At 58.6% G+C, this 26,348-nt stretch carries 33 protein-coding genes and 1 other RNA gene; 14 read left to right on the forward strand and 20 right to left on the reverse strand.

Features of this window, described 5'->3' with window-relative positions; translation table 11 throughout:
• Nucleotides 1-113 precede the first annotated feature (113 nt).
• Both OS242_RS08600 and OS242_RS08605 read right to left on the reverse strand, forming a co-directional pair.
• A complete protein-coding gene (locus OS242_RS08600; protein WP_267151267.1) occupies nt 114-443 on the reverse strand; it encodes a protease complex subunit PrcB family protein in 330 nt (109 codons plus the stop codon).
• Nucleotides 444-541: 98 nt separating this feature from the next.
• Complete coding sequence (locus OS242_RS08605) at nt 542-1,489, reverse strand: 4-hydroxy-3-methylbut-2-enyl diphosphate reductase (RefSeq protein ID WP_267151268.1); 948 nt, start codon at nt 1,487-1,489, stop codon at nt 542-544.
• A 110-nt stretch (nt 1,490-1,599) separates the two neighbouring features.
• Here OS242_RS08605 and OS242_RS08610 point away from each other — a divergent pair, with 110 nt between their 5' ends.
• Nucleotides 1,600-2,853 carry an MFS transporter gene (locus tag OS242_RS08610; protein WP_267151269.1) on the forward strand — a complete coding sequence of 418 codons (1,254 nt, stop codon included), beginning with the start codon at nt 1,600-1,602 and terminating at the stop codon, nt 2,851-2,853.
• 65 nt (nt 2,854-2,918) lie between these two features.
• Complete coding sequence (locus OS242_RS08615; protein ID WP_267151270.1) at nt 2,919-3,770, forward strand: halocarboxylic acid dehydrogenase DehI family protein; 852 nt, start codon at nt 2,919-2,921, stop codon at nt 3,768-3,770.
• Nucleotides 3,771-3,827: 57 nt separating this feature from the next.
• On the opposite strand, the gene OS242_RS08620 is transcribed toward OS242_RS08615, so the two are convergent.
• Nucleotides 3,828-4,271 carry an NUDIX domain-containing protein gene (locus tag OS242_RS08620; RefSeq protein ID WP_267151271.1) on the reverse strand — a complete coding sequence of 148 codons (444 nt, stop codon included), beginning with the start codon at nt 4,269-4,271 and terminating at the stop codon, nt 3,828-3,830.
• On the reverse strand, nt 4,268-5,209 hold the full coding sequence (locus OS242_RS08625) for a 50S ribosomal protein L11 methyltransferase (protein ID WP_267151272.1): 942 nt from the start codon (nt 5,207-5,209) through the stop codon (nt 4,268-4,270). Before OS242_RS08625 ends, OS242_RS08620 begins: the two co-directional genes overlap by 4 nt.
• A 145-nt stretch (nt 5,210-5,354) precedes the next feature.
• On the opposite strand from OS242_RS08625, the gene OS242_RS08630 reads away from it, so the two are divergent.
• From OS242_RS08630 to OS242_RS08650, 5 genes are all read left to right on the forward strand, one after another.
• Nucleotides 5,355-5,687, forward strand: a complete 333-nt coding sequence (locus tag OS242_RS08630; protein WP_267151273.1) for a hypothetical protein — start codon at nt 5,355-5,357, stop codon at nt 5,685-5,687.
• Between the two features lie 155 nt (nt 5,688-5,842).
• On the forward strand, nt 5,843-6,271 hold the full coding sequence (locus OS242_RS08635) for a spore coat protein (RefSeq protein WP_407702105.1): 429 nt from the start codon (nt 5,843-5,845) through the stop codon (nt 6,269-6,271).
• A 25-nt stretch (nt 6,272-6,296) separates the two neighbouring features.
• A complete protein-coding gene (locus OS242_RS08640; RefSeq protein WP_267151275.1) occupies nt 6,297-6,767 on the forward strand; it encodes a spore coat protein in 471 nt (156 codons plus the stop codon).
• Nucleotides 6,768-6,891: 124 nt separating this feature from the next.
• Nucleotides 6,892-7,569 carry a peptidylprolyl isomerase gene (locus OS242_RS08645; protein ID WP_323372924.1) on the forward strand — a complete coding sequence of 226 codons (678 nt, stop codon included), beginning with the start codon at nt 6,892-6,894 and terminating at the stop codon, nt 7,567-7,569.
• A 78-nt stretch (nt 7,570-7,647) separates the two neighbouring features.
• Entirely contained in the window at nt 7,648-8,100 is a 453-nt protein-coding gene (locus tag OS242_RS08650) for a hypothetical protein (protein WP_267151276.1), read from the forward strand.
• 7 nt (nt 8,101-8,107) lie between these two features.
• Here the strand turns inward: OS242_RS08650 and OS242_RS08655 are convergent, their stop codons facing one another.
• Both OS242_RS08655 and OS242_RS08660 read right to left on the reverse strand, forming a co-directional pair.
• On the reverse strand, nt 8,108-8,461 hold the full coding sequence (locus OS242_RS08655) for a spore germination protein GerPB (protein WP_267151277.1): 354 nt from the start codon (nt 8,459-8,461) through the stop codon (nt 8,108-8,110).
• A gap of 17 nt (nt 8,462-8,478) precedes the next feature.
• On the reverse strand, nt 8,479-8,700 hold the full coding sequence (locus tag OS242_RS08660; protein WP_267151278.1) for a spore germination protein: 222 nt from the start codon (nt 8,698-8,700) through the stop codon (nt 8,479-8,481).
• A gap of 131 nt (nt 8,701-8,831) precedes the next feature.
• Between OS242_RS08660 and OS242_RS08665 the strand changes: the two genes are divergently transcribed.
• The 5 genes from OS242_RS08665 to OS242_RS08685 all read left to right on the forward strand — a co-directional run bounded on the left by OS242_RS08665 (nt 8,832) and on the right by OS242_RS08685 (nt 10,148).
• Nucleotides 8,832-9,131, forward strand: coding sequence for a hypothetical protein (locus OS242_RS08665; RefSeq protein ID WP_267151279.1), 300 nt, complete (start codon nt 8,832-8,834; stop codon nt 9,129-9,131).
• A complete protein-coding gene (locus tag OS242_RS08670; protein WP_267151280.1) occupies nt 9,128-9,328 on the forward strand; it encodes a hypothetical protein in 201 nt (66 codons plus the stop codon). The genes OS242_RS08665 and OS242_RS08670 overlap by 4 nt, the downstream gene beginning before the upstream one ends.
• 90 nt (nt 9,329-9,418) lie before the next feature.
• Nucleotides 9,419-9,640: a spore germination protein gene (locus OS242_RS08675; protein ID WP_267151281.1), complete on the forward strand. Its 222-nt coding sequence runs from the start codon at nt 9,419-9,421 to the stop codon at nt 9,638-9,640.
• Between the two features lie 11 nt (nt 9,641-9,651).
• Nucleotides 9,652-9,951, forward strand: coding sequence for a hypothetical protein (locus tag OS242_RS08680; protein ID WP_267151282.1), 300 nt, complete (start codon nt 9,652-9,654; stop codon nt 9,949-9,951).
• The gene (locus tag OS242_RS08685; RefSeq protein ID WP_267151283.1) at nt 9,948-10,148 is read left to right on the forward strand and encodes a hypothetical protein; all 201 of its coding nucleotides are present in this window, start codon (nt 9,948-9,950) and stop codon (nt 10,146-10,148) included. The genes OS242_RS08680 and OS242_RS08685 overlap by 4 nt, the downstream gene beginning before the upstream one ends.
• 57 nt (nt 10,149-10,205) lie before the next feature.
• Here the strand turns inward: OS242_RS08685 and OS242_RS08690 are convergent, their stop codons facing one another.
• The 14 genes from OS242_RS08690 to OS242_RS08755 form a co-directional block, all read right to left on the reverse strand.
• A complete protein-coding gene (locus OS242_RS08690; RefSeq protein WP_267151284.1) occupies nt 10,206-11,186 on the reverse strand; it encodes an electron transfer flavoprotein subunit alpha/FixB family protein in 981 nt (326 codons plus the stop codon).
• A 35-nt stretch (nt 11,187-11,221) separates the two neighbouring features.
• Nucleotides 11,222-11,989, reverse strand: coding sequence for an electron transfer flavoprotein subunit beta/FixA family protein (locus OS242_RS08695; RefSeq protein WP_267151285.1), 768 nt, complete (start codon nt 11,987-11,989; stop codon nt 11,222-11,224).
• A gap of 46 nt (nt 11,990-12,035) precedes the next feature.
• Nucleotides 12,036-12,632, reverse strand: coding sequence for a TetR/AcrR family transcriptional regulator (locus tag OS242_RS08700; RefSeq protein WP_267151286.1), 597 nt, complete (start codon nt 12,630-12,632; stop codon nt 12,036-12,038).
• 150 nt (nt 12,633-12,782) lie between these two features.
• Nucleotides 12,783-12,974, reverse strand: a non-coding RNA gene (gene ssrS, locus OS242_RS08705) — 6S RNA.
• A 426-nt stretch (nt 12,975-13,400) separates the two neighbouring features.
• The gene (locus tag OS242_RS08710; RefSeq protein ID WP_267151287.1) at nt 13,401-14,660 is read right to left on the reverse strand and encodes an MFS transporter; all 1,260 of its coding nucleotides are present in this window, start codon (nt 14,658-14,660) and stop codon (nt 13,401-13,403) included.
• Nucleotides 14,657-16,123, reverse strand: a complete 1,467-nt coding sequence (locus OS242_RS08715; protein ID WP_267151288.1) for an ABC transporter substrate-binding protein — start codon at nt 16,121-16,123, stop codon at nt 14,657-14,659. Before OS242_RS08715 ends, OS242_RS08710 begins: the two co-directional genes overlap by 4 nt.
• Before the next feature lie 443 nt (nt 16,124-16,566).
• Nucleotides 16,567-17,886 carry a radical SAM/SPASM domain-containing protein gene (locus OS242_RS08720; RefSeq protein WP_267151289.1) on the reverse strand — a complete coding sequence of 440 codons (1,320 nt, stop codon included), beginning with the start codon at nt 17,884-17,886 and terminating at the stop codon, nt 16,567-16,569.
• Nucleotides 17,887-18,069: 183 nt separating this feature from the next.
• Nucleotides 18,070-19,506 (reverse strand): Fe-S cluster assembly protein SufB, encoded by a 1,437-nt coding sequence (gene sufB / locus OS242_RS08725; RefSeq protein ID WP_267151290.1) that lies wholly within the window; start codon nt 19,504-19,506, stop codon nt 18,070-18,072.
• The gene (gene sufU, locus OS242_RS08730) at nt 19,496-19,924 is read right to left on the reverse strand and encodes a Fe-S cluster assembly sulfur transfer protein SufU (RefSeq protein ID WP_267151291.1); all 429 of its coding nucleotides are present in this window, start codon (nt 19,922-19,924) and stop codon (nt 19,496-19,498) included. The genes sufB and sufU overlap by 11 nt, the downstream gene beginning before the upstream one ends.
• On the reverse strand, nt 19,921-21,153 hold the full coding sequence (locus OS242_RS08735; RefSeq protein ID WP_267151292.1) for a cysteine desulfurase: 1,233 nt from the start codon (nt 21,151-21,153) through the stop codon (nt 19,921-19,923). The genes sufU and OS242_RS08735 overlap by 4 nt, the downstream gene beginning before the upstream one ends.
• Nucleotides 21,150-22,469 (reverse strand): SufB/SufD family protein, encoded by a 1,320-nt coding sequence (locus tag OS242_RS08740; RefSeq protein WP_267151293.1) that lies wholly within the window; start codon nt 22,467-22,469, stop codon nt 21,150-21,152. The genes OS242_RS08735 and OS242_RS08740 overlap by 4 nt, the downstream gene beginning before the upstream one ends.
• Nucleotides 22,466-23,224, reverse strand: coding sequence for a Fe-S cluster assembly ATPase SufC (sufC, locus tag OS242_RS08745; RefSeq protein ID WP_267151294.1), 759 nt, complete (start codon nt 23,222-23,224; stop codon nt 22,466-22,468). Before sufC ends, OS242_RS08740 begins: the two co-directional genes overlap by 4 nt.
• A gap of 166 nt (nt 23,225-23,390) precedes the next feature.
• A complete protein-coding gene (locus OS242_RS08750; RefSeq protein ID WP_267151295.1) occupies nt 23,391-23,699 on the reverse strand; it encodes a metal-sulfur cluster assembly factor in 309 nt (102 codons plus the stop codon).
• 13 nt (nt 23,700-23,712) lie between these two features.
• On the reverse strand, nt 23,713-25,002 hold the full coding sequence (locus tag OS242_RS08755; protein WP_267151296.1) for a glycoside hydrolase family 18 protein: 1,290 nt from the start codon (nt 25,000-25,002) through the stop codon (nt 23,713-23,715).
• A gap of 165 nt (nt 25,003-25,167) precedes the next feature.
• Between OS242_RS08755 and OS242_RS08760 the strand changes: the two genes are divergently transcribed.
• Together OS242_RS08760 and OS242_RS08765 are read left to right on the forward strand one after the other, a co-directional pair.
• Nucleotides 25,168-25,467: a helix-turn-helix domain-containing protein gene (locus tag OS242_RS08760; RefSeq protein ID WP_267151297.1), complete on the forward strand. Its 300-nt coding sequence runs from the start codon at nt 25,168-25,170 to the stop codon at nt 25,465-25,467.
• Nucleotides 25,468-25,478: 11 nt separating this feature from the next.
• Nucleotides 25,479-26,324 carry an IS3 family transposase gene (locus OS242_RS08765; protein ID WP_267151298.1) on the forward strand — a complete coding sequence of 282 codons (846 nt, stop codon included), beginning with the start codon at nt 25,479-25,481 and terminating at the stop codon, nt 26,322-26,324.
• The last annotated feature ends 24 nt before the right edge of the window (nt 26,325-26,348 follow it).

A 26,348-nucleotide genomic window follows, 5' to 3' on the forward strand; every position in this document is an offset into this window, starting at 1 on the left:
TTAATATTCATTTTCTATATGACTAACATCTATTATCTCATGAATCAACAGGTCTGTCATCAACATAAAAAGGACACCTCTCGATCAGGTGCCCTCTCGACATGCGCTCGCTGTTACTTTTGCTTCCACTCGACCGGCTTGCCGGTTTCGGGCAGTTTGACGACGAGTGCGGGATAGGTGATCATCTGAATCACGCTCAACCCGGCCGCCGGTTCCTTCACCTTGGCGTGGATCTCGATACGGCCGGCCGACTCGATGACCTGCTGCACCTCGATGGTGTAGCCGCCGGTCGGCCTCTCCCCGAGGGAGAGCAGCGCGTAGGTCGCGCCTTCCGCCTCGACGACGGTGAGGCCTTCACTTTGCTGCTTGCCTTGCAGGCCTTGCTGCACCTCCTGCGGCAGTGCGGACAGATCCTCGATCACTTCATAACGGATTTGGCTCATCTCTGTCACCCTCCTTTACGTGTTTCAGGTTATTCCCGGAGTGTCTACTTTTATACGTAAAAAAACCCTCTCTTTTTGTAGAAAGAGAGGGTTTCGAGTTACTTCGACTTTTCTTTGATGCGCGGCAGGATCTTCGCCAGCGGCACTTTGCTCTCCGTGTTCCACGTCGACTCGTCCTCCGGGTCGAACTGCTCCAGAAAATCGATCACTTCCTTGGTCATCAGCGTCGGGGTGGACGCGCCGGAGGTCACGGCGACTTTTTTGATGCCTTTGAGCCACTCGATGTCGATCTCCGACACGTCGCCGACGCGATAGGCCGGCGTGCCCGCAATCTCCTGCGAGACCTGAGCGAGGCGGCCCGAGTTGTTCGAGGACGGGTCGCCGACGACGATGGTCAGGTCGGCCGCGCCCGCTTGCTGGGCGACCGCTTCTTGGCGGATCTGGGTGGCGAGGCAGATCTCGTTGTGGATCTCGACGTGCGGGTACTTTTTCAGCACTTCGTTCATCAGTGCTTTGGTGTCCCACTGGCTCATCGTCGTCTGGTTGGTGACGAGGATGCGCTCCGCCTCGATCCGCAGATTTTCAACGTCTGCCGCGTTTTCCACGAGATGGACTCTGTCCGGGGCGACGCCGAGCGCGCCCTCCGGCTCCGGGTGGCCTTTTTTGCCGACATAGACGATCTCATAGCCTTTTGCCACTTTTTCGCGGATCAGATCGTGCGTTTTGGTCACGTCCGGGCAGGTCGCGTCGACGACGGTCAGGCCCTTTTGCGCCGCCTTTTCCCGCACTTCCGGCGAGACGCCGTGGGCGGTGAAGATCACGGTGCCTTTGTCGATCTGCTCCAGCAGTTCGAGCCGGTCGGCTCCGTCGACGGTGATGATGCCTTGCTCGTCAAACGCGTCGACGACGTGTTGATTGTGGACGATCTTGCCCAGTATATAGATCGGACGCGGCAGATCGAGGTCTTTGGCCGCCTGTTGAGCAAGCACCATCGCATCCACGACGCCGTAGCAATAGCCGCGCGGCGAGATTTTGATCACTTCCATGAGTTCGATTCCCTCCTGAGTGTCAGGCGTTGTTTCTCCATTTATTATATCACATTGACAACGCGTGAACTTCGCAGGATAATCGCGCTAAGAAGAAAGGACGGAATGTGATGAAATCGGAATGGAGCCTCTACCGCGAACTGTTGGCGAGGCGTGATTTTACGGTGTATGTGTTCGCCTATTATCTCGCCAGCTTCGGCTCGGTGATGACCTTGTTTGCGATCTGGGCGCAGATCTATCAGCTGCACCAAAACGCGATGGCGCTGGGCGTCGCGACGATCTTGGAGATCCTGCCCGGCATCCTGATCGCCCCCTACGCGGGCCTGCTCGCCGACCGGATGTCCAAGCGGACGCTGTTAATCGCCGCCTTTGTGCTGCGCGGCTTGACGGTGGCGGGGATGTTTTTCTCGACCGAACTGTGGCAGTTGTTCGTGCTGGTCGGGCTGCACTCGACGTTCGGCGCGTTTGAGCAGCCGCCGCATCGGGCGTTGTTGCCGCTTTTGGTCCGGCCGGATCAGTATGTGACGATGAACGCCTTCCTCGCCACGCTGAACAACTTTTTGCAGATCTTCAAACCGGCGTTGGCCGGGGCTCTCGTCGGCGCGCTGGGGTACAAAATGGCCTACGCCATCGACTTTTGGACGTATTTCCTGCCGGCCGCCGCTCTGCTGCTGATCCGCGTCAAAGACGTGTCGGCCGAACGCGGCGAAGACGGCGCGCCTCAGCCCGGGATGTGGCAGGAGGTGCGGGAGGGGGTCGCGTACATCCGCACGGAGCCGATCCTTGTGTATATCTTTATCTTCATGATGTGCTTCACGCTGGCGATGGGGATGCAAGGCACGCTGACCTACGTCTTTGTCGATCAGCATCTCGCCTCCCCTGACGAAGTGTCGTCGGTGACCGGGATCCTGTTTTCCGCGCTCGGGATCGGCGGGCTGATCGGGGCGTTCTTTACGCCGCGTTTGATTCGCCGGATGAACATGCTCTGGCTGCTGTTTGGCTCGCTGGCGTTTGACGGCTGTCTCGTGGTGTTGTTCTCCATGAGCCAGACGGTGTGGCTGGCCGTCTCCTGCTTTGCCTTGTTCGGGATCGTCAACTCGGTGACGCAGATCGTCCAGGACACGCTGATCCAGACCATCGTGCCGGAGGGCATGCGCGGCCGGGTCTACGGGGCGTTCGGACCGATCACCGGGCCGATCTCGCTGCTTTCGATTTCGACGGGCACGTCGCTTTCGACGGTGATCGGGGTACGGGCGATGTTCTTGATCGCCGGGCTGATGGAGATCTTGACGGTGCTATTCTGCCGTCTTTTGCCGATGTATCAGAGCGTGCGCGCTTCTTTGCAACGGGTCACTTTCCGGTGATCCGTTCTTTTTTTTCATTCGACAAAATAAGATAATGCAACATTCCTGTGAAAGGAGCTGCGGCCGTGTACATCCCCGAGATCCTGGAAGGAGAAGCGCGCGGCCGGCTGCGCAGATTGTACCACCACATCAAAGCGACGATGCACGTCCCCATCGTCCCCTACCTGTTCCGCACGTTGGCCTTCTACCCCTCGTTCCTGCAGTACGCCGTCGAGACCAGCCGTCCCAATCTCCTGTCCCGTTCGTTTGAGGAAGCGGCGGACGAACTGCGCGCCGTGCCTCCTCCCGACGTTCCCGTGCCTCCTCTGCCGCCGTACGTCACGCACCGCGACCTGCGCGGAGCGGCCGCTTTGTTGCCGGTGTTTCATGATGCCAACGCCAAAGAGCTGTTGATCGTCACCGCTTGGTACGAAGCGCTGTCGGAGCGACCTGTCGCCGGAAATGGTACATCTGTAAACGATGGAGAGTTCCTCCCGCCCGGCATCCCCGCCGCCTTTCCAAGGCCGATCCCGCTGGTGCGCGTCGAATCGGCCCCGCCGCACCTGCAAGCGTTGCTGAAGCAGATTGTCGATGCACAGCGGGCATCCGGCCCGGCCAGCCAGTACCGGGCGTTGGCGCAGTATCCGACGTTTCTCACCGGGGCGTGGCAGGAGATCTATCCCTACCTGCACGAACCGTGGTACCAAGAACAGCGCCGCCACCTCCTCGACCGTGCCCAAGTACTCGTCCACCGCCTCCCCTACCCGTTGCCGCTCTCGCCAAGGCGCCTGCGCCAAGTGCTCTCCCCCCGCGAGATCGCCTCCTGCATCGGCCTGATCGCGATGTTTCGCGATCTTCTGCCGAGCCTGATCCTCGACATCGACTTGATGAACCGGATGCTCAGGCAACCGCCGAGGAGGAGATTTCCGTTTGTGTGAGAGAGTGCGAGCTTGCACCACGCAAAAAAGGACGGTCACTCAGACCGTCCTTTTTCCCTACCATTCGGTCAGCAACTCCCCGATCCCCAGTGGGTACAATTGCCGGTCCCATCTCGAAAAATCGACAATCGGTACCCACACGGCCGGGTTGTCGGTGAGCCCGTTGTCGAGGATGCGCAGGTCACCGCGAGCATAGAGGCTCTCGTCGAGGAAACGGACGTGGTAGAGCTGCAACAGTTCGTGCAGGCCGTCCTCTTCCGTACCGAGGACGTTTTCCACGCAGCCGAGGTACTCCAGCACCTCCACCTCCGCGTTCAGTTCCTCACGCATCTCGCGCACGACCGCCTCACGGGAGTGCTCCCTATACTCGATGCCACCCCCCGGCGGACGGTAAAACGTACCGGTGCCATGCTCATGCTCCCCGTACAATTTCTCCATCAGCACCGCGCCTTCGTGCACGACGATGCCCAGTGCCACCGCACGCGGTTTCCGTTCGCTCACGACAGCTCCCCCCGCCGCAACGCCATCGTCAGCCACTCGTCGCCTTGCAGGCGGGCCGTCACGTGCCAGCCGAGGTCGGCATAGACGCGGACCACTTCCTCCTCGATCCATTCGACGATGCCGGAGAGGAGCAACACGCCGTCCCCTTTTACGATCCGGTGGCAAAGGTCGGCCAGCAAGATCGCCTCCTTGCCGCCGATGTTCACCGCGACGAGGTCGTACGCGTCCGTCACACCGGCAAACTCGTCGTGGACGTCACCGATCTTGATCTCGATCCCTTCGATGCCGTTCAGCTCCATGTGATGGCGGATCACGTTTTCCGCCGACAGCTCCAGATCGACGGCGACGACCCGCTCCGCTCCTTTTTGCTTGGCAAAGAGGCTCAAGATCCCCGAGCCCGCTCCGAGGTCGGCCACCTGATCGCCCGGACGCACCAGATCGTCCATCAGTTCGATGCACTGTCTGGTGGTCGGGTGTTCGCCGGTGCCAAACGCGGCGGCCGGTTCGATCACCAGCGTGCGCTCGCCGTCCAAACGCTCCTCATCCCACGGCGGACGGATCATCAGCCCCGGTTTGACCTCGACGGCGGTAAACGCGTACGCCGGGTCTTCCGTCACCGGCTCCGGCACCGTGATCGTCAGCTCCCCGGCATATCCGCCCTCGGCCATCCACGCCGCCATGCTGCTCCGCAGTTCTTCCAGCCGTTGCTCGGTCAATTCGAGCTCCGGCGCGATCTCTTCGTAGGCGCGCACCGTCACCTCGTCCACATCCGCCTCCCGATAGCCGTAGCCGTCCTCGATGACGAACGTCTCAATCGGCGCGTCGACCCACACATATTCGATGCCGCGCCCCTGCAGCCGCGCGACCGCCTCATCCGACCGCTGTGCGGCGACGGTCAGCGCGTATTCCACATAGCGCGGCGTTTGTGTTTCACTCATGTTGTTCTCCTCCGATTTCCCTTCATCTGCCTGTCCCCCATTGTAATCGAAAGACAAATGCCGGGGCAACCGGGGTATCTGTCCCTTCCCGAATCGAGGCGTCTGCATACCGTAGTAGTAAAAGCCTTGCGAAGGAGGATTTCCGATGAGCGACGTCGACAAAGTGTCCAAAAGCTTGAGCGATCTGATCATCGCCGACACCTTCAATAAGCACGGTGTCACAACGGATCGCACCCGCGGTCTCACGGCAGAACAAAAACAGCAGGTGAAAGACCTCGTCGAGGATCTGAAAAAACAGGTCGACCAATTCCTGAAGGTGCAATCCGAAGAGAAACAACAGCCCCCGGCCGCCACGAAGAGAGATCGGCTGCCCGACCCGCCGCAACGAAAGGCGGCCCCCGCCTCGACTCCAAGTCTCCACTCGGCTGTGGCCCCCAAAAGCAAACGCCGCCGGCTCGGCTTCAAGAAAAACAACTAAACACCCGCACAGGAAAAGCCGCGATGCTCCGCCATCGCGGCTTTTTGATAGCCCCTCGGCAAAACCGCCAAATTGTGCGAATGCCCGTGGATACTTGTCTATACCGATTGTCCCCGTCCCACATAGCATGACAGTAAAGACAAACGAGGAGGGAAATCAACGTGGAAAAATGGTCTGCGCTCTCGGGCGGGCGTCATCCCCTGTGCCGAGACGAAGAAGTCGTGCAAGATGCTGACCAAGTCACCGAGACGGTGCAAATTTCTAGAGAGTTGATCGTCATCAAGGATTCCTTTGATGTCGAAGTCAAAACGACCGACACGCAAGCGGCGGTCAACCTGCAGGTCGCTTTGCAACTGGCGATCGCACTGGTCCTGAGCATCACCATCGCAGACAGTGACCAAGCGGAAAAAGTACGCCAAGATCTGTTCCAACGCATCGAAAGCAAACAGATCAACAACCAACGCACGGTCATCGAACACTCGCGCGGCGTGCGCGTCGTCACGACCGACACGGATGTATCTGTGAACATCCAAGCGCTGCTGCAAATCCTGGTCTCGCTGGTCGCCAAAATCGACATTCTCTAATCACGAAAAAAGGAGGGTTTCCTACATGAAAGGGAAAAAACACACGCATAAGCGTCGCCGCTCGACGGGCATGCGTTCTCTGTCTTCCACTTCCAACCGCGGTCACGACCGCGTCGCTGATGACACGACGGTCGACCAAGATGCGGATCAAGACATCGAGGACCTGCAAGTATCCGAAGAGTGCATCATCATCCGCAACTCGGCTGATGTGGAAGTGCACACGACCGACACACAAGCTGCGGTCAATCTGCAAGCGGCTCTCCAAGTGGCCATCGCCCTCGTGCTCTCGCTGACGATCGCAGACAGCGACAAAGCGGAAGCAGTCACGCAAGATCTGCTTCAAAAGATCGAAACCAAGCAGATCAACAAACAAAAAACGCTTATCCTCAATTCCCAATGCGTCCGCGTCACCACGACCGACACGGACATCGCCGTCAACATCCAGGCTCTCTTGCAAGTCCTGGTCGCACTGGTTGCGAAGATCGACGTTCTCTAAGCGTTCCGTTACCTGTGGGACGGAACCTCGACGGCCTCCGGGCAGCACCGAATCATCGGTGCTGTCTTTTTTTGTGTTACAATTAGAGAGACAATGTGGCAAGAAATGGAGGCACTGACCCAAGATGAACAAACGCAAATGGACCACCGCCCTGCTCGCGACCGCCGTAGCAACCGGCCTTTTGACCGGTTGCGGCACCGACAACGCAGAACCGAACACCCCGGCCAAGGACACCGCCCCGGAGCAGTCCGCCACCGAGCAAACCAAGTCCAAAACCTACAAAGAACCGCCGGCGATGGCGATCGACAAATCGAAAGAATACACCGCCGTCCTCAAGACCAGCAAAGGCGACGTGACGATCAAGTTGCTGGATGACCAAGCACCGAACACAGTCAACAACTTCGTCTTCCTCGCCAAAGATCATTTCTATGACGGGGTCAAGTTTCACCGCATCATCAAAGAGTTCATGATCCAGACCGGCGACCCGCTCGGCAACGGTCGGGGCGGCCCCGGCTACAAATTTGCCGATGAACTGCCGCCGGCCAAACCGTATGCGCCCGGCATCGTCGCGATGGCGAACGCAGGTCCGAACACCAACGGCAGCCAGTTCTTCATCGGCACCGGCGAAGGCGTGGTCTCGCTGAACAAGCAGCCGAACTACACCGTGTTTGGCGAAGTGGTCGGCGGCATGGAAGCGGTGCAGGCGATCGCCTCCACGCCGGTCGGTCAGAGCGAGACCGGTGAAAAGAGCAAGCCGACCGAAGACGTCGTGATCCAATCGGTCGAGATCCAGGAGAAATAAGGATCGGCACAGTCGCCCCTGCCCGCCCTCCATGCATAGACTGCCAAGAGAGATCATGCAGGCAGGGAGGCTCGGCCGATGGGAAAACGAAGAAAGAAACGACGCGACCGCGGGCCGCTGTTTGAGTATTTTCGCGAGTTGGCGAACCGACCCGATTTCTTGGTCATCCCCACACCGCCGGGGTTTGGTGTCGTAAGGCCCGAATATCAAGAGGCCTCGCCGCTTTTGACCGGGCAGGTTTTCTTTGACGATCCGTTCTGGAATGTGCTCACCCCGCCGCCGTTCGGGGAACAGGACCCTGTTTATCCGTACTACGCCCGCGTGCTGGCAGCGGTGGAACGGCGTCAGGAGGCCTGCCCCCACGGTCAGGAGTCGCCGACGTGCACGGCTGCAAGGGAAGCCTATTTTGCGGCTGCCCGTGAGTACTCGTATGAGTTGGACCACGTGTATGGACTCCGGCGATTTCAAGAAGAACGCCAAGAGGCGGCTCGGCAGAAAAAAGCCGCCAAACGAACAAAAAAACGTACCTGACACGCGTTCAGGTACGTTTTTTTCGTGCCGCCGAGCCGGTCATTTCGTCGCCGTTCAGGACCGTGCCGTTCTCCGTCTGGTACACAGCGCTGTATCCGTCTCCCATCCCGTTCCCCGTACCCGCGTTCGGGGGGAACGGGGCGGCCTCTTTGACGGGCAAGCCTTCTTTGTTCAAGATCGGTTTCACCTCTTTGGTGATCTTGCTCTCCAGCTTTTGATGGGCCTGTTGTTGCGGGATGTACTCTTTGATATCTTCGGCGTGCGATTTGATCGAGCCGCTGGTGCCGACCTGCACAATCGAGGAGTTGCTCATCGAGTTGATCCGCAAAGTGCCGATCGAGATCTTTTGCGTGACGCGCATCCCTCCACCTCCTGCCGTCAAAATGCCGAAAAGACATTGTCGTCGACCAAGTCGTTATCGTTCGTGTTCGTGGAACTGACCACGTTATAGGTCTGCGGGAAATCACCCGTGTTAAAAGAACCGGAACCGGAATACGTCTTGGCGGTCGTCTTCGGCGAGATAAACCCGGTATCCCCGATGTGCAGAACGCCGCCGGAGGAGACGTTGATCACTTTCAAGTTCCCTACTATGGCCGGCAAGACGACACCACCTTTGCTGACAACTTCTTGGATATAGGCAATCTATGCGGGGCGCCCGCCTAACGTGAACCTTTGCACCCGCCGTGCAATAGCCTATGAAGGAATCACATCTCACAAAAGGGAGTCTCCCGATGATCGCACGCGACCGAAAAAAACAAGTGTATGTCCAAAACGTGCAGGCCCTGACCGTCTTTTTCAGCTCTGTGCTGCAAGTCGGCGACGTCTACGGTGATTGCCATCCCTTCACGTACGCCGAAGCCTACTCCGGGTACCGAGGTGAACCCAGTTTCAAGACGGAAGAGGTGGCCCCGCCAAACAAAACCCGACTCAACTTTGACAATCAGCTCGATGAAGACCCGATTAACTTCAACATCATCGGCGAAAAGGTGGTCACTTACACGCCGAACATTCGAGGTGAAGCAGCGCGATGAAACTCAACATGCATGTGCAAAATGCCGACCTGCACGTCGGCGGCGTCAAGATCAACTCCGTCTCTTCCTCCTCCATCGTGATCTTTGGCGACGCCGAAAGTTTTTACCCGAAAGTTGTCTCGATCACACGCGGGCTCAGCACCGCCACCGTCGTGCCGACTGCCGGCCCCGGCGGTCCGGTCGGTTCGATCCGCTGAGTCTTTGTCCAATTGTGAGCGTCTCGGACACCGACAAGCGCGAAATCACATATTCTATCTAGTAACTACAACTGAAGGAGCGATACCGATATGCCAGCCCTTGTGGGGGGACCCATCAAAATCATCAGCGTTTCCGGCGGCAACGTCAGCTTTGGCGACACCGGGTTTGTAGCCCCGAAATCAGCATCCAAATCGTACAGCGGATCAGGCGGCGGTCTGACCGGCGACTTCCCTGTCTCGATCAACGGGATCAGCAACGTGAATACGTTCGACGCAGACGGCATCGATACGAACACGGCAGCGGGCGTCTAGAGAGCACCCCGATGATCAAGCGAGATCGACAAAGGCAAGTGATCGTTGGCCACATGACGGTACTGAACATCTCGTTCTCCTCCGTCCTGCAGGTAGGCGACGCGCCGGTGATCGAGCCGTTCGACTACGCCGAAGCGTATTCCGGCTATCGCGGAGCGGCTAGTTTCGTGACGGAAGAAACGCAAAAGCCCGTAAACACCCGCCTCCACTATGCCAATCAGGTGGATGAAGACGTTCGGGATTCCAACACCCTCGGTGAAGAGTACCTCGAAGCATTCGAACCGAACATTCGAGGAGTGAAAGCGCGATGAAGATCAAGATGCACATCACCAACGCCGATCTGCAAGTCGGCGCCATCAAGATCAACAACGTCTCGTCTTCCGCCGTGGTCATCCTCGGCGATTCGGAAGAGATCAAGCCCAATTCGATCTCTGTCACGCGCGGCATCCAAGCGCCGCTGGTGGTCACACCGTCCGGCCCCGGCGGCCCGGTCGGCGCGATCCGGTAAGAGCAGACAAGGCAAAAAAAGACCCTCTCGCCTGTTCGCGAGAGGGTCTTTTGCGTCTTACTCAGCCAATGCTTTTTTCAGCTCTTCGGTCAGGATCGGCACGATCTCGAACAGATCGCCGACGATGCCGTAGTCAGCGACTTTGAAGATCGGAGCTTCCGGATCTTTGTTGATCGCGACGATGACTTTCGAGTTGGACATGCCAGCAAGATGCTGGATCGCGCCGGAGATGCCCGCTGCGATGTACAGGTCCGGGGTGACGACTTTGCCGGTTTGGCCGATCTGCAACGCGTAGTCGCAGTATTCTGCGTCGCATGCACCGCGGGATGCGCCGACTGCCGCGCCGAGGACGTCAGCCAGCTCTTGGAGCGGCTTGAAGCCGTCAGCCGATTTAACGCCGCGACCGCCGGAGACGATGATTTTCGCTTCGGACAGGTCGACGCCGCCGGTAGACTTTTTCACCACTTCTTTGATGAAGGTGCGCAGGGAGTCAGCCGGGAGATCGACAGACAGGTTGACCGTCTCAGCAGAGCGGGAGGTGTCCGGCTCGGACTTGGTCAGGTTGTTCGGGCGGATCGTCGCAAAGATCAGGTCGGAGTTGACGGTGTTCTTGGTGAACGCTTTGCCCGCGTAGATCGGGCGGGTGAACACGAGGTTGCCGCCATCCAGTTCGACGTTGATGATATCAGACACAGCACCTGCGCCAAAGCGAGCTGCCAGTTTCGGCGCGAGGTCGCGACCGATCGCGGAGTGCGCCAGGAAGACGACGTTTGCCCCCGCTTCTTTGATCACAGCTTCGAGAGCTGCCGCGTATGCGTCCGGCACGTAGTTCTCCAGTGCCGCGTTGTTGACGACGTAGACTTTGTCAGCGCCGTAATGAGCGAACTCACCGGTGTTGACTGCTGCGTTGTTGCTAAGGACGGCTACCGATACTTCGCCGCCTTCCGAGATGTTTTTCGCTGCGCTCAGCGCTTCGAAGGTCACGTTGCGCACACCGCCGTTGCGGAGGTCTGCCAGGACGAGAATCTTTCTGCTCATGAATGATGCTCCTCTCTATCGGACGGTCTCTATTTTTACAGGACTTTTGCGTCGTTTTTCAGCAGGTTGACCAGTTCGGTCACGCGAGCTGCGTTGTCGCCTTCGAGGATGCGACCAGCCGCTTTGGACGGCGGCAGGAACGTTTCGAGGACGGAAGATTTGGCAGCGACTGCGTCGCCGGATACGCCCAGATCGCCGGCAACCGGAGTTTCCAGCGGCTTTTTGTTCGCTTTGCGGATGCCGATCAGGGACGGGTAGCGCGGGTCGTTGAGACCTTGCTGCGCGGTGATGAGCAGCGGCAGTTTGCCGCCGACGACTTCCAGGTCGCCTTCTGCGTCGCGCTGTGCGGTGACGTCGGTGCCGTTGATCTCAAGGCCGGTGACGGTGCCGATGTGCGGGATGTTCAGCAGTTCCGCGAGGCGGATCGCCGTTTGACCGGAGCCGCTGTCTACCGCTTGGTTGCCGGTGAGGATGATGTCGTACGACTTGTCTTTGAAGTACGCCGCCAGCACGTTGGAAGCGGTGAACTCATCGCCAAACAGCGACTCGTCGGAGATCAGAACCGCTTCGTCAGCGCCCATCGCAAGAGCGGTGCGCAGCGCTTCTTGTGCGCGCTCCGGGCCGATGGTGACGACGGTGACAGAACCGCCGTTAGCGTCGCGCAGCTTGATCGCCTCTTCGACAGCGTACTCATCGTACGGGTTCATGACAAAACGCACGCCGTCTTCTTTTACCTTGCCGCCTTCGACGACGATCTTTTCCTCGGTATCAAACGTTTGTTTGAGGCACACGAAAATGTTCATCGGTGTAGCTCCTTTCAACCAACTGGATTGTTCAAGGATGTGCTTGCTATTTTTTGCTGAGTCCGCCGATCATGATGTCGCGGACCGGCTGAATCAATGATAACAGATCGTACTTCGCCCCGGTAAGTATCCATGCGGTCACCGTCTCATCCATCGTGCCGAAGATCATGCGGCGGGCGATGCGCAGATCATGGTCGCGGAACTCGCCGCTGTCGACGCCCATCCGGATGATGTCGTCGATGATGCTGTAGTAGGGACGGATGATCTCGCCGATCTGCTTGCGCATCTCGGCGTTCGACTGACGCAGGTGCACTTGCGTAAACATCGCCAAGTCGGTGCTCTTGCCCAGCGTTTCAAAATAGACGGTGACGACGAGATGAAGCGCTTTCACCGGATCTTCCACGCCGGGCAACTCTTCCTGAATCCGGTCGACAATCGTGCCGATCGTCTCGCGCAGGATCGAGATTAAGATGTCCTCTTTGTTCTTGAAATACAAATAGACAGTTCCGTCGGCGACCCCGGCTTCGCGCGCGATCTTGGAGATCGGAGCGTTGTGATAACCGGCTTGACCGATCACCTTGACGGCGGCGCTCAGGATCGCTTCATATTTTTCACTGTTTTTCTTCTGTGCGATCTCTCTCACCTCAATGAATGAGTGTCCATTCATTTCTTGTTTTCTATTTTAGAATAGCGGGTCTAAAACGTCAACCGTCCGTTTGGTCAAAAGATGTGAAAAAAAACAGAAAAAAGCGGCCTGACCTCCAATAGGTCAGGCCGCTCTCCAATGCGGTATGTAAGCCCCGCGCGTGCCGTCGGACCCCGTGTTCCAGAACCCGCTCTCGCAGGTGGGTGACTCTTCGCCGTTTTTGACTTCCCAATCGTCTTGCAAGCAAGAGGTGGGCCTGTCAGCGACAGACGAGTTCCGTCTCCCTAGAAACACTCAAGGTTCAAAACATAAGAGCCCTAACGAGCACCGCAGGAAAGTTGCTTCTATAAGAACATTGTGCATAGGTTCGCTGCTTTCATATGTGCCGCGCTGCTTGGCTTGGCGTCTCGATTGCGTGTCGCTCTCGATGTCCTTATACTACTCTCTTCTCGAGTTCTCCTCAAGCCGCTGCGGAGAACACGCATTCACGGAATCGCGAGGATACGAGCGAGGAATGATACTGATGTCGCGCCAAGCAAGCGTTTGTCGGTCAGATTCACTTGCAACAGTCCTAGTTTGTCCTTTGGACAAGCTGGCTAAACCTGCCGATTTCATCGTCGTGGCGGTACGTCGTTTGGCAAACGAATAATATGACCATCGTCATATGGGGAAAATGACTTTCGACACTGTAATTTCAGCGATCCGACTGGTACGATAAGTCACGAGAGAAATGCCCAACATAGTTGAACGGAAAAAGTCCGGCTTCTACAGAGAAGCCGGACTTTTTTCTTGTGCAGGGTCTGTGGCGGACGGGATGCGATACTGATCGCGCACCGACCGGTACCACGGTGAGAAAAAGGCGAGCAGCGCGGTCGCTCCGTAGCCGATCGACGCGTAGAGATACAGCGTGCGCGCCCCGAGTTGGTCGCCGAGCACACCGGCCGCCAGCATCGTCACCATCGACAGCGAGGTGACGAGCGAGCCGTACATGCCGGTCACCCGCCCCATCAACTCGACCGGCGTGTTTTCCTGGCGCAAGGCTTGGTTCAGCGGATTGACAAACCCATTGAAAAACGCGCCTGCCGCGTAAAAGCACAGCGCGGTGATCAGATCGTCCGACAGGGCCAGACCTACCGAGGAGGCGCCAAACAGAAACAGCCCGGTCTGCATCAGATAGATCCGGTTGAACGAACGGTTCAATCGCGGCGAGACGAGCGAGCCGAGGATCGTGAAGATGCCAAACAAGGACACGGCCAGCCCGATCATCCGGCTGTCCGCTCCGAGTTCCCCTTGAAACAGCGGGTAAAACAGCACGTTGGTCGGCATCGCAAACATCATCACGAACGGAAACAGCGTCATCGAGAACAGCAGAGCCGGCGTCTTTTTGATATGCGCCGTGCCCTCCCGGAAATCGCGCCGCATTTTCTCCCGCAACGGTTCGCGCACGGTGGAACGCTCCAGCGGCGGGATGCGCACGCGCAACAGGAGCAGGCCGGAGATCAGAAAGGTAAGGCCGTCGAGATAGAACGGCCACTCAAAGCCCAGCGCCGCGATGGCCGCGCCGGCGATGATCGGTCCGAGGATCGTGAACAGATTGTCGAGGCTTTGCACCAGCGAGCTGGCGGTGAGGAGTTGGTCGCGCTCCACCACCTGCACAGTCAGCCCGACCTTGGCCAGATCGAACAGCCGCCCCGTCGAGGCGATCACAAAGCAGAGCGCGTAGAGCAGCGGCATCGACGGCATCAGCGGGATCAGGACGGTCAGCACGAGCCGCACGATGTCGGTGATCACCATCAGGCGCTTGCGGTCGACCCGGTCGACATACAGGCCGAAAAACGGGGCGAACAAGATCGGCGGCAACCAGTAGGCGGCCATCATGAACGCCATCGACATCGCCGAACCGGTGCGCTCAAAGATCAGGAGCGGCAAGGCGATCCCGGTCAGCATGTCGCCGATCTTGGAAAACGACTGCGACGCGAGCAACGCCCGAAAATCCCGATTTTTCAAAAGGGCGGCGTAACTCATCGCTCCGTCTCCCCGTCCGGGAGCCGGATGCGCTGCCAGCGGATGCCAAGGTCCGGGTGCGGGTCGAGCCCGTGCACACCCTTCTGTTTGGCGATGATCGACAGGCCGCTGCGGGTAAAGATAAACGGCGAGTCCTCGACGATGATCTGCTGAGCCGCCCGATACAGCAGGATGCGCGTGTCGCGGTCCGCTTCGACGCGGCACCGTTCGAGCACGGCGTCGAGTTCCGGATTGGCGTAGCTCATCCGGTTTTGGCTGCCCGCGGAGTGAAAGAGCGGATACAGCACCTCGTCCGGGTCGGTTCCGCCCGACGCGCCGAGAAAGAGCGCGTCATAGTCGCCGCTTTGCAAGGCGTCGTACAGATCGGACATCGGACGGACTTCGATCTTCATCTCGATTCCGCAGGCTCGCAGTTGATCGCCCATGTACGAGACCATTTTCCGCATCTGCTCGGTGGGGATCAGGATGGTGAAGGAATACCCGTCCGGGCAGCCCGCCTCCAAAAGCCGTGCCCGCACCTGCTCGCGGTCGCCTGTGAACGGGCGGTACTCGCCGTCATAAGCAAAGCTCGCGGGCGGGATCGGGCCGTGCATCGCATAGCCGACGCCGAGATTGACCTCGGCCAGCATCCGCTCGCGGTCGACGGCGGCGGCGAACGCTTGGCGCAGCGGTTTGCTGTCAAAAGGCGGCCGTGCGCAATTCAACCGCACGCCGTTGTAGCCGTGGGAGGCGATGGCGTCGAACGCCAGGTCCTGCCGCTCGCGAAGTTCCGGTACGCGCGCGTACGGCACTTCGTTGATCACCGTCAACTCCCCTTGCTCCAACGCCGCCAGCATCTGCGTCCCGTTTTCGTACCACGGCAGCTCAAGTCCCGCCGCATAGGGCAAGGCCGTGCCCGACTCATCGCGGCCCCAGTACCCGTCGTATCGCGCCAGTTGCACGGCAGACGGCGTTTTGGCGACGAAGCAGAACGGGCCGGTGCCGACCGGCACCGTCAGCGGTTCGCCCGCCCCCTCGTCCGGCACCACGATATTTCGCGTGGAAAAGATCATCCCGGCATTGGAGGCGAGGCTGGCGAGAAACGGCGCGTGCGGTTTGTGAAGGCGCACGCGGAAGGTCAGTTCGTCCACCGCTTCGACGTCCTCGACAAACGACAGCGCCGAACTCTGCGCCGAATCGTTGCCGCGCAACCGATTCAGACTCCAGACCGCATCGTGCGCGGTCAGCCGCACGCCGTCCTGAAACGAAACACCGGCTCTCAGGTGAAAACGGTACGCCGTCGGCGATTCCTGTTCCCAACGCTCGGCGAGATGAGGTTGCACCTCCATCGCGCTGTCGACTTCCAGCAGCGTGTCGTACAGGGCCCGCATCACGTGATACTCGGCAAAATTGACATCCGCCGTCGGATGGAACCGAAACGGCTCCGTGTCGAGGGCGAAGCGTATCCGATCGGAACTGCTCATGAGAAAATCACCCTTTCGCGGTTCTGTGTATACCCGTATGTACAGGGAAAAACGCCCCTGCAGGACGTTTTTCCCGGTGCTATGCATCACGCAGTCAAGGCCCTATGTAGGCCGTGCTGTGATTAGCAGTTGCAGTTGTTGTTGTTGCCGGTCGCTTTGCGCTCTTGCGTTGCTTTGACGATCCATTTCATCCCCGCTCACCTCCTTTTACGAATCGAACGAAGCGTGGATCAACCGCAGTTGCAGTTGTTGTTGTTACCGGTCGCTTTGCGCTCTTGCGCTGCTTTGACGATCCATTTCATCCCCGCTCACCTCCTTCGTTTCGTTCACCGGGCAACCCGATTAGCAGTTGCAGTTGTTGTTGTTGCCGGTCGCTTTGCGCTCTTGCGCTGCTTTGACGATCCATTTCATGCGAGATCACCTCCTTTCAAGGCATCGGAATGTCAGGATGTCAGGACGTCGAGCGCGTATTTCATATGCGTTTTCGTCGGCGGGCAAGGCTGGATGCCGTTTTGAATCCGCTCCAGCGGGCAGGCCGCGCCTTGACAAGACGGGCGGAAGAAACATTTCTGACACCCGCTGTCGACCGTCTCGTTCGCCTCCACCCAGAGGTTGAACCGCTCCTCGTTCAGGTTCAGGTTGCCGGTCTCGTCGAGCTGCCCGACGTGATTTTCCGCCAGGTCCAGTGCGACTGTGCATTTGCGGACAAGCCCGTTGGCCCCGATGACAAAGTGGAACGGCAACGCTGCGTAGCAGACGTGGGAGTGCGGCGCGATGATGTTCTCGATCACCGCCAGTGACAGCCCTTTGTCTTTCGCTTTCTTGTGCAAGGAGAACATCTCTTTGATGCCTTGCGAGCCGTCGCACACCTCCAGCGACTCATCGTTCGGTCCGCCCCATTTGCCGATGTTGCGGTAGTAGACCGGGAAGCGCGGGTCGCCGTCAAACACGTCGAGCAGATAGTCCATCAGGCGCGGCACTTCGTCGAGCGAGTTTTTGTCAAAATTAGTGCGCAGTTGGCAGTGATACTCGTAGTCGGTCTCCTTCATCGCCTTTAAATTGGAGAGGATCGTCTCGAACGTCGCTCCGCCGCCTTTTTTGATTCGACGCTTGTCGTGCTCTTCGCCGCAGCCGTCCAGCGTGATGTTGTAGGAGGTGATGCGGCAGTCGTCAACCAGCTTTTTGAACAGGTCCGGCTTGAGGTTGTAGCCGTTTGTCGTCATCGCCGAGGAGTATTGGATGCCGTACTTTTCGCAAAGTTCCAAAAAGTATGCCGACAGCTCCAAGATCACATCCGGCGCCTCGGTCGGTTCGCCGCCAAACCAGGAGATGTTCAGGTATTTGATGTGCGGCGCGCGCTCGGCGACCAAATTTTTGATCCCCTCGCGAATCTCCGGCTTCATCTCTTTGACCGCGAAGTCCTCGTAACAGTACACGCAGCGGAAGTTGCATTCCTCCGTCGGCATGATCGTCAGCTCAAACAGGTCATCGCGCTCGAACAGCTCGCGGTGCAGATCGTCCGCTTTGGCAAACTCATCTTCCTCCGCCGCCACCAGCAGCCCGCCTTCTTTGAGATCGGCGAGGATGCCGTCCAACTCCGTGAGCACCGCTTGCGGCTTCAGCGCCGCTTCGACTGTCGCCTGATCCTCTTCCGGCACCACGCCCACGACGCCGGTGTAGGAGTTGTAGACGACGAGATCGCCGTTTTCATTGCGCGTCTTAAAGTTAAAACGAGAAGGCTTATAGTGGGCAGAATCTGCCATTTGATCTCCCCCATTCCATTCATCCAACACTTTGTAAGGATTTATTTTGTAAATACCCTTCACTCACACTCTCAGTATATTGACCCCTTTGTAAATCATTCCAAATCATACATGAAATAATTTGAAGAGCCTGTACATTATTTATCAGAAAATAAAGAAAACCGTCCTGCACGAGAAGGACGGTCAGCCGATGGAGCCTTTCATTTCAAATTTGATCAAGCGGTTCATCTCGACGGCGTACTCCATCGGCAGCTCGCGGGTAAACGGTTCGAGAAAGCCCATCACGATCAGTTGGGTGGCGTCTTCTTCGCTGAGACCGCGGCTCATCAGGTAGAAGAGCTGGTCCTCCGACACTTTCGAGACGCTGGCTTCGTGCTCCAGCGTCACGTCATCGGTGCGGATCTTGTTGACCGGGATCGTGTCGGCAACCGATGCGTCGTCGAAGATCAACGTGTCGCATTTGATGCTCGCTTTTGATCCTGCCGCTTTGGGGCCGAATTCACAGAGACCGCGGTACGTGGTTTTGCCGCCCTGTTTGGAGATCGATTTGGAAAGCACCGTCGAGGTGCAGCCCGGCGCGAGGTGGACGACTTTTGCTCCGGCGTCTTGATGCTGGCCGCTGCCTGCGACGGCGATGGAGAGGATCGTCCCTTTGGCGCGGGGGCCGGTCATATAGACGGCAGGGTATTTCATCGTCAGTTTGGAGCCGATGTTGCCGTCGACCCACTCCATCGTCGCGTCGGTGCGGGCGACGGCTCGTTTCGTGACGAGGTTGTAGATGTTCGGCGCCCAGTTTTGGATCGTCGTGTAGCGGCAACGGGCCCGGTCCTTGACGAGGATCTCGACGACCGCCGCGTGCAGGGAGTCGGTGGAGTAGATCGGTGCGGTGCAGCCCTCTACATAATGCACGAAACTGTCCTCTTCGGCGATGATCAGCGTGCGCTCAAACTGGCCCATGTTTTCCGAGTTGATCCGAAAATACGCCTGCAACGGCACCTCGCAGCGGACGCCTTTTGGCACATAGACGAACGAGCCGCCCGACCAGACGGCGGAGTTGAGCGCGGCAAATTTGTTGTCGACAGGCGGGATGACGGTGCCGAAGTATTTTTTAAAAATCTCCGGGTGATCGCGCAAGGCGGAGTCGGTGTCGGTAAAGAGGACACCTTGATCGGCCAGCTCTTTTTGCATCGAATGGTAGACGACTTCCGACTCGTACTGGGCGGAGACCCCGGCGAGAAATTTGCGCTCCGCCTCCGGGATGCCAAGCTTTTCAAACGTGTCTTTGATCTCTTCGGGCACCTCTTCCCACGTCTTACCTTGCCCTTCGGACGGTTTGACATAATAGGTAATATTGTCAAAGTCGAGGCCGGTGAGATCGCCGCCCCACTGCGGCATCGGCATCTTTTCAAACAGCTCCAGGGCACGAAGGCGAAAATCGGTCATCCACCCTGGCTCGTTTTTCATGGCGGAGATCGCTTCGACCGTTTTGCGGGTCAGACCTTTCTGGAATTTGACGACCGAGATGTCGCGGTCGCGAAATCCGTATCGGTACTCAGGCAGGTCGAGACGTTGTTTTTTGTCTTTGTCGTTGTGTTTGTCGTTGTCGTGTTCACGGCTCATCCGGTTCCCCCCTGATGCCTTGCTCCAGCGCGTTCCACGCGAGCAGGGCGCATTTGATCCTTGCCGGAAACTGTCGCACGCCGCTGAGCGCTTCGAGATCGCCGAGCTTTGTCACGTCCGCGTCTTCGCCTTGGACGAGCCGGCGAAATGCACGGCTGAGTACGAGCGCTTCGGACAGCGGCAGTCCTCGGACCGCCTCGGTCAGCATGGAAGCCGAGGCGATCGAGATCGAGCAGCCGACCCCTTCGAAGGAAGCGTCGGCGACCACACCCTGCTCGACGGTGAGATAAAGCGTCACTTCGTCGCCGCAGGTCGGGTTGAGCAACCGGACGGCGAGGGCGTTCGCAAGGGCATGGCGGTTGCGCGGGCGTTGGCTGTGGTCGAGGATGACGTGGCGGTAGAGGTCTTGCAGGTTCATGCCTGAAACAACTCCTTCGCCTTGCGCAGCCCGTCGACGAGTCGGTCGACGTCCGCACGCGTGTTATAGAGGGCAAAACTGGCCCGGACTGTCGCTGGCACCCCAAGCCAACGCATCGCCTGCTGGCAACAGTGGTGTCCGGCGCGCACGGCGATCCCTTCGCTGTCGAGCACGGTGGCGATGTCGTGCGGGTGGATGTCCCCGAGGTTGAAGGTGAGCAGGTCGCCGCGCTCTGTGCCCGGTCCCGGACCGTAGAGGGAGATGCCTTCGAGGTCTGCGAGAGACACGTACGCGTAGCGGGTGAGGTCTTGGACGGCGCGGTGGATGCGATCCATGCCGATCCCGGACAGATAGTCGAGAGCTGCCCCGAGTCCGATCGCCTGCAGGATCGGCGGCGTGCCCGCTTCCAATTTCCAAGGCGCGTCTTTCCACGTGGAGTCGGTCAGTTCCACGCGGTCGATCATCTCGCCGCCAAAGAGGAGCGGGTCGGTCCTCTGCAACATCTCCCGCTTGCCGTACAGCACGCCCACTCCGGTCGGGCCGTACGCTTTGTGCCCGGAAAAGGCGAGAAAGTCGCAATCGAGCGCCATCACGTCCACCAGCCGCTGCGGCACCGACTGCGCGGCGTCGACCACAAGGGCGGCTCCGACGCGATGGGCGAGGTCGGCGAGACGGCGGATCGGGTGGACGGTGCCGAGCACGTTGGAGACGTGGGCGATGGTGACGAGCTTGGTACGGGGGTTGATCTTTTTTTCTGCCGCCTCCAGATCGAGCGTGCCGTCGGGCAGGAGCGGGAGAAATGTCAACCGGGCGCCGGTGCGTTTGGCGACCTGCTGCCACGGGACGAGATTGCTGTGATGCTCCGCCAAGGTGGTGACGATCTCATCGCCCGGCTGCAGGCGCGGCATCGCGTAACCAAACGCGACGAGGTTCAGCGATTCGGTGGTGCCGCGCGTGAAGACGATCTGCTGCCCGGACGGCGCGCCGAGGAAGCGGGCTGTTTTTTCCCGGGCCGCTTCGTAGAGGTCGGTCGCTTCGGCGGCCAGTTCGTAGACGCCGCGGTGGACGTTGGCGTTGTGCAGCCGATAGCAGCGGTCGAGCGTGTCGAGCACGAGTTGCGGCTTTTGCGAGGTGGCCGCGCTGTCGAGGTAGACGAGCGGTTTGCCGTGCGAAGAGCGGGCGAGCAGCGGGAAATCGTCGCGCAGGACGCGGCGGTCGGGATCGTTCATCGCGGGCTCAACTCCTTCGCCCGGTCGTCGATGTGCCGGTCGAGCCAGCCGTCGAGCGCAGGGACCATCCCTTGAAACGGCAACGCTTTGGCGAACGGCTGCAGGAAGCCGCACAAGAGCAGCCGCTTTGCCTCCGTCTCGCTCAGCCCCCGGGCCATCAGGTAGAACATCGGATCATCCGGGAGCGGCCCGACGGAGAGCGCATGATCGCATTGAACGTCCTCTTCCTCTATATAAAGAGTCGGCACCGCCTGCGCACGGGCAGTCGGATCGAGCAAGATCATCCGCTCCTCTTGGATCGAACGGGCCTTGACCGCCCCTTTGTCGATCTGCGAGACCGTCTGAATCTGCAGGTTCGCCTCTCCTGTCGCCAGCGCATGCGCCCGCATCCGGCTGTCGGTGTGGCGGCCCTTGTGGTGAGCGGTCAGGGTCAGGTCGAGATGCCGCTGTCCGCTGCCCAAGCAAACTGCATCGAACGTCGCGGCCGCCCCGTCGCCGCTCAGCTCCGCCTTGAGGTCGGCGCTGTGGTAGCCTGCACCGAGATCGGCTGTCAGCACTTCGACGCGGGCACCGCGGGCGGCTTTGGCGTGCAGGAGGTGCACCCGCGTCATCTTCGCGTCCTGCTCCTGCACCGAAACGATGCGCACGCGGGCGTTGGACTTCGCGATAATCTCAGTCAGACCGAGCGACACGGCCGTCCCGGTCAGGTGCGACGTTTCACCGAGCAGCAACGTGACGTCGCTCCCCTCCTCCGCCACGATCAGCACGCGCGGATGCAGATGACCGCCACTCTCCGTGCGCCGCCACCAGACTTGGAGCGGTTGTTCGGCACGGACGTTTTTCGGGATGTACAAAAAAAGCCCCTCCGTCCACAACGCCGTCTGCAACGCCGCATAGCGGTCCGCCGTGTACGGCAAGGCCGTGCCCAGATCGTTCTCCACATACTTGGGAAACATCCGGGCCGCCAATCCCAGATCGGTGAACAAAATGCCGTGGCGGGCCAATTCGGTCGTCAGGCAATGCGCCGTTTTGCGCCCGTTGACGAACTGTATCCGGCTCTCGCAATCGGCGCGAAACCCTTTTTCCAGCGGCGTCGTGTCCGGGTTGCCCGGCAGGCAGACGGCCAGCGAGGTCGGCGTGCGAAACAGGTCGACGCCACTGTCGCCGATCCGCTTCGTCAGCGGGCTTTGCGGCGGCGCGGGCATCTGCAGGGCGGCCGCCAATGCCGCCGTGCGCAGGTCGCGCAGAAACGCGGGCTCTTGGCGGCATTCGGAGATGCGCCTCACCCGCTCTGTTGCTTTCGCCTCATCGATCATCGGGCGCCCTCCCCCTCTCCCGACACAGCCTCGTACCCTTTTTCTTCCAACAGGTCGGCCAGGTCCTTGCCGCCCGACCGGACGATCCGACCGTTTTTCAACACGTGCACATGATCGGGCGCGATGTGATCGAGCAGACGGCGGTAATGCGTGATGATCAGCACGCCGAGATGGTCCGACCGCATGTCGTTGATCGCCTTCGCCACCGCTTTCAACGCGTCGATATCAAGCCCGGAGTCGATCTCGTCGAGGATCGCGATGCGCGGCTTGAGCAAGGCCATCTGCAGGATCTCGTTGCGCTTTTTCTCGCCGCCGGAAAATCCTTCGTTGAGGGTGCGGTCGGCAAAAGACGGGTCGATGCCAAGCTCCTGCATTTTCGCCAGCAACCCCCGATGAAACGGCAGCACGGGCACCTCCCGCCCTTCCCGTGCGTTCACGGCCAGCCGCAGAAAATTAGCATTGGACACGCCTGCGATCTCGCCCGGCTCCTGCATCGCCAAAAACAGACCGGCCCGCGCCCGCTCGTCGACCCTCATTTCCAAAAGGTTCTGCTCGTCGAGCGTCAGACTCCCCGCCGTCACCTCATAGCGCGGATGGCCCATCAACGCCATTGCCAACGTGCTTTTGCCCGTGCCGTTCGGTCCCATGATCGCGTGGACTTCCCCTCCGTTGATCTGCAAATCCAAGCCCTGCACGATCCGGGTGCCGCCGGCGGAGACATGTAGGTTTTCGATTTTCAATTGCGGTTTGCTCATACGTATTTTGCGCCTCCTCTCTTCCAAATCCTGACCGCTCTGGTCAAGTATCTCTTGTCAGCATATGTGCAGAAAGTTCGTCTGCTTCCAACATTTGAAAATCTCGTTCGACCGGCACAACAAAAAGGACAGCCTCCTCGCGAGCGCTGTCCTTTTTCCCGTTTCATCAAAACAGATAGCGCAGCAACGTCCGCGCCTCCTCCGACATCTTTTCCCGGCTCCACGGCGGGTCGAACGTCAAGTCCACATCGACCTGCTGCACGCCCGGCAGTTCGGCAACCCGCCCGATGATCTCCTGACGCATGCTGTCAAACGCCGGGCAGCCGAGCGTGGTCAGCGTCATCTTGATCCGCACCTCCCGGCCGTCGCCGCTGATCCCGATGCCGTAGATCAGCCCGAGATTGACGATGTCGATCATCAACTCCGGGTCGAACACCTCTTCCAGTTTGGCCCGCACCTGCTCTGTCGTCACCATCCGCCTCGTGCTCCTAGCGGCCTTTTTTGATCACAAAATTGTCTTCCAGCAGCACCCAGTTTTGCGGGAACGGCAGGCCGAGCTTCCAATAGGAGATGCCGCGCAGACCGAGTTCTTTGATCAGGTCAAATTTGGCCTGCATGCTGCGCGCGTCTTCAAACCAGACGACATGCTCTTTGCCCGCATCATCCCGGTAGCGGAAGAACGGGGCTTGCGCTTTTTCATCGTATTGGATCGCGACGTTCTCACGGGCTGCCAACGCGATGGCCGCTTGCGGCGACAGGGCTTTGGCGTATTGACCCCCGGCGACAAAAGGCAGCGTCCAGTCGTAGCCGTATAGATTTTGCCCCATCATGATCTTCGAACCGGGCATTTCGGTGAGGGCGTAGTTCAGCACTTTGCGCACCTCGGAGATCGGCGAGACCGGCATCGGCGGGCCGCCGGAATAGCCCCATTCATACGTCATGATCACGACAAAGTCGGTCACCTCGCCGTGGAAGCGGTAGTCGTGCGCTTCGTACCAGGCTCCCTTTTGCTCGGCGCTGGTCTTCGGAGCCAGCGCGGTCGAGAACAGGAACCCGGCGCCGCGGATCGCCGTCGACGCTTTGCGCAGGAAATTGTTGTACGCCTCGCGGTCCTCCGGGCGCAAGTACTCAAAGTCGAAGTGCACATCGTTAAAACCGAGCCGTCTAGCGGTCGTGATGATGTTGTCGATCAGACGGTCGGCCAGCGCCGGATTGTTCAGGAACAGGCGGCCGAGCTCGTTGCTGAATTGGCCCTGCTCCAGATTGGTCACGACCATCATCGCGATCACGCCGTTGTCACGGGCGATCTGCGGCAGGTCGCCGAGCGGGGGCGGGGTCAGCGTCGCATCCCGGTTGACGCGGAACGAGAACGGGGCGAGATAGGTCAAAAACGGCGAGGCTTCGCGCGTCGCTCTGCGCTGTGCTTCTGTCACCGTCCCGCCGAGCGGCTCGACATAGGCGTTGACCTCCACCGTGCGCTCCGGACGTCGCGGGATGTAGAGCCGCTGGCCGATGGATAGCGGCGACCCGACGGAGATGGCATTGATGCGGGCCAGTTCTTGGTAGTTCATCCCAAATCGTCTGGAGATCGACCACAGGGAATCTCCCGACTGCACATAGTAATACTGTCCGACAATCGGGATCACCATCGATTGCCCGATCACGAGTTGACCGGGATTGGGTATTTGATTGATTTCTGCGATGCTCTGGTAGGACACGCCGTAACGTTGTGCGATCCCCCAAAGACTCTCACCGCTTTTGACGACATGAATCTGCAAGAGAATCCCTCCTTCTCTCCCCTACCCTATTCCGCGACCGCCCACATTGGTGAAACACTAGGCACAAAAAAAAGACCTCTGACCGGGAAATGAAGTGACCCCCTTATAGTAGACACATGGGAAAAACCCCTTTCCCGTCGAAGTCTACTTTAGGGGGTTTTTCATATGTCGAGAAAAGGACAGAAACATATCACGTATTCTCTTGATCTGAAGAAACAAGCAGTTGAAATGAGACTGAACGGCATGACGAAAAAACAGGTGACGGAGCAATTGGGGATTCATGATCTGGACCGTCTCAAAGTTTGGATGAGGAAGTATAAAACGGAAGGTGAAATTGGTCTTATAGACCAACGTGGGAGGCGGGAGAAGTATGTTGACCGCGAGCGATATATTCGCAAATTGGAAGTGGAGAACGCCGCATTAAAAAAGGTTTTGGAAATCCGCATGAGGAGGGGACGCAACTAAAGTATCAGGCAGTGGAAGAGCTCAAACACCAATTTTCTATAACAGAGTTGTGCAAGGCTCTCAAAGTCTCTAGGAGCGGTTACTACAAGTATCTCGAACGCAAATGCCAACCCGATAAGAACCAAGCACTGAAAAACATGATTCAATCCATTTACCAGCGTAGAAAGGGTACTTATGGGTACCGCCGCATCCAATGGGATCTTCAGCGTAAGTACGATATGCAAGTCAATCACAAGCGAGTGTACCGTCTTATGAAACAAATGGGACTGGCATCTGTTATTCGTCGCAAGTACCGTTATAAAGCGTATACGATGGCGGCAGCCGGGGAAAGAACCGCAGACAACCTGCTCAACCGCGATTTTCGTGCAACAGGCCCGAACCAGAAGTGGGTCACTGATGTTACTCAGATCCGAGTCGGAGGCAAGAAGATGTACCTATCGGTTATCTTGGACTTGTTCAACAATGAGGTGATCGCCTACCACACAAGTCATAGAAACGACAACCCATTGGTTCTGAACACTGTACGTAAGGCCTTGAAAAAACGGAAAGACGTATATCAGACTATCCTCCACAGTGATCGAGGATACCAGTATACGTCCCATGAGTACCATGACCTGCTCACGAAGCGGCAACTTCGTTGTAGCATGTCACGCAAAGGCAATTGCTTAGACAATGCCTGTATAGAGAGTTTCTTCTCCCATTTGAAAAGCGAAGCACTCTATCCCTATCATATACAAGATTTAGAGGAAGCACAAAAAAGAATTGTACAGTTTATGCGATTCTACAACGAACAACGCGTACAGCTGAAACTAAACAAGCTGACGCCTGTAGAATACAGACGTCAGCTTGCTGCTTAGACCAGGGTGTTTTTATCCCTGTCT

It is taken from the genome of Tumebacillus lacus, assembly GCF_026410385.1.
GTDB lineage: Bacteria > Bacillota > Bacilli > Tumebacillales > Tumebacillaceae > Tumebacillus > Tumebacillus lacus.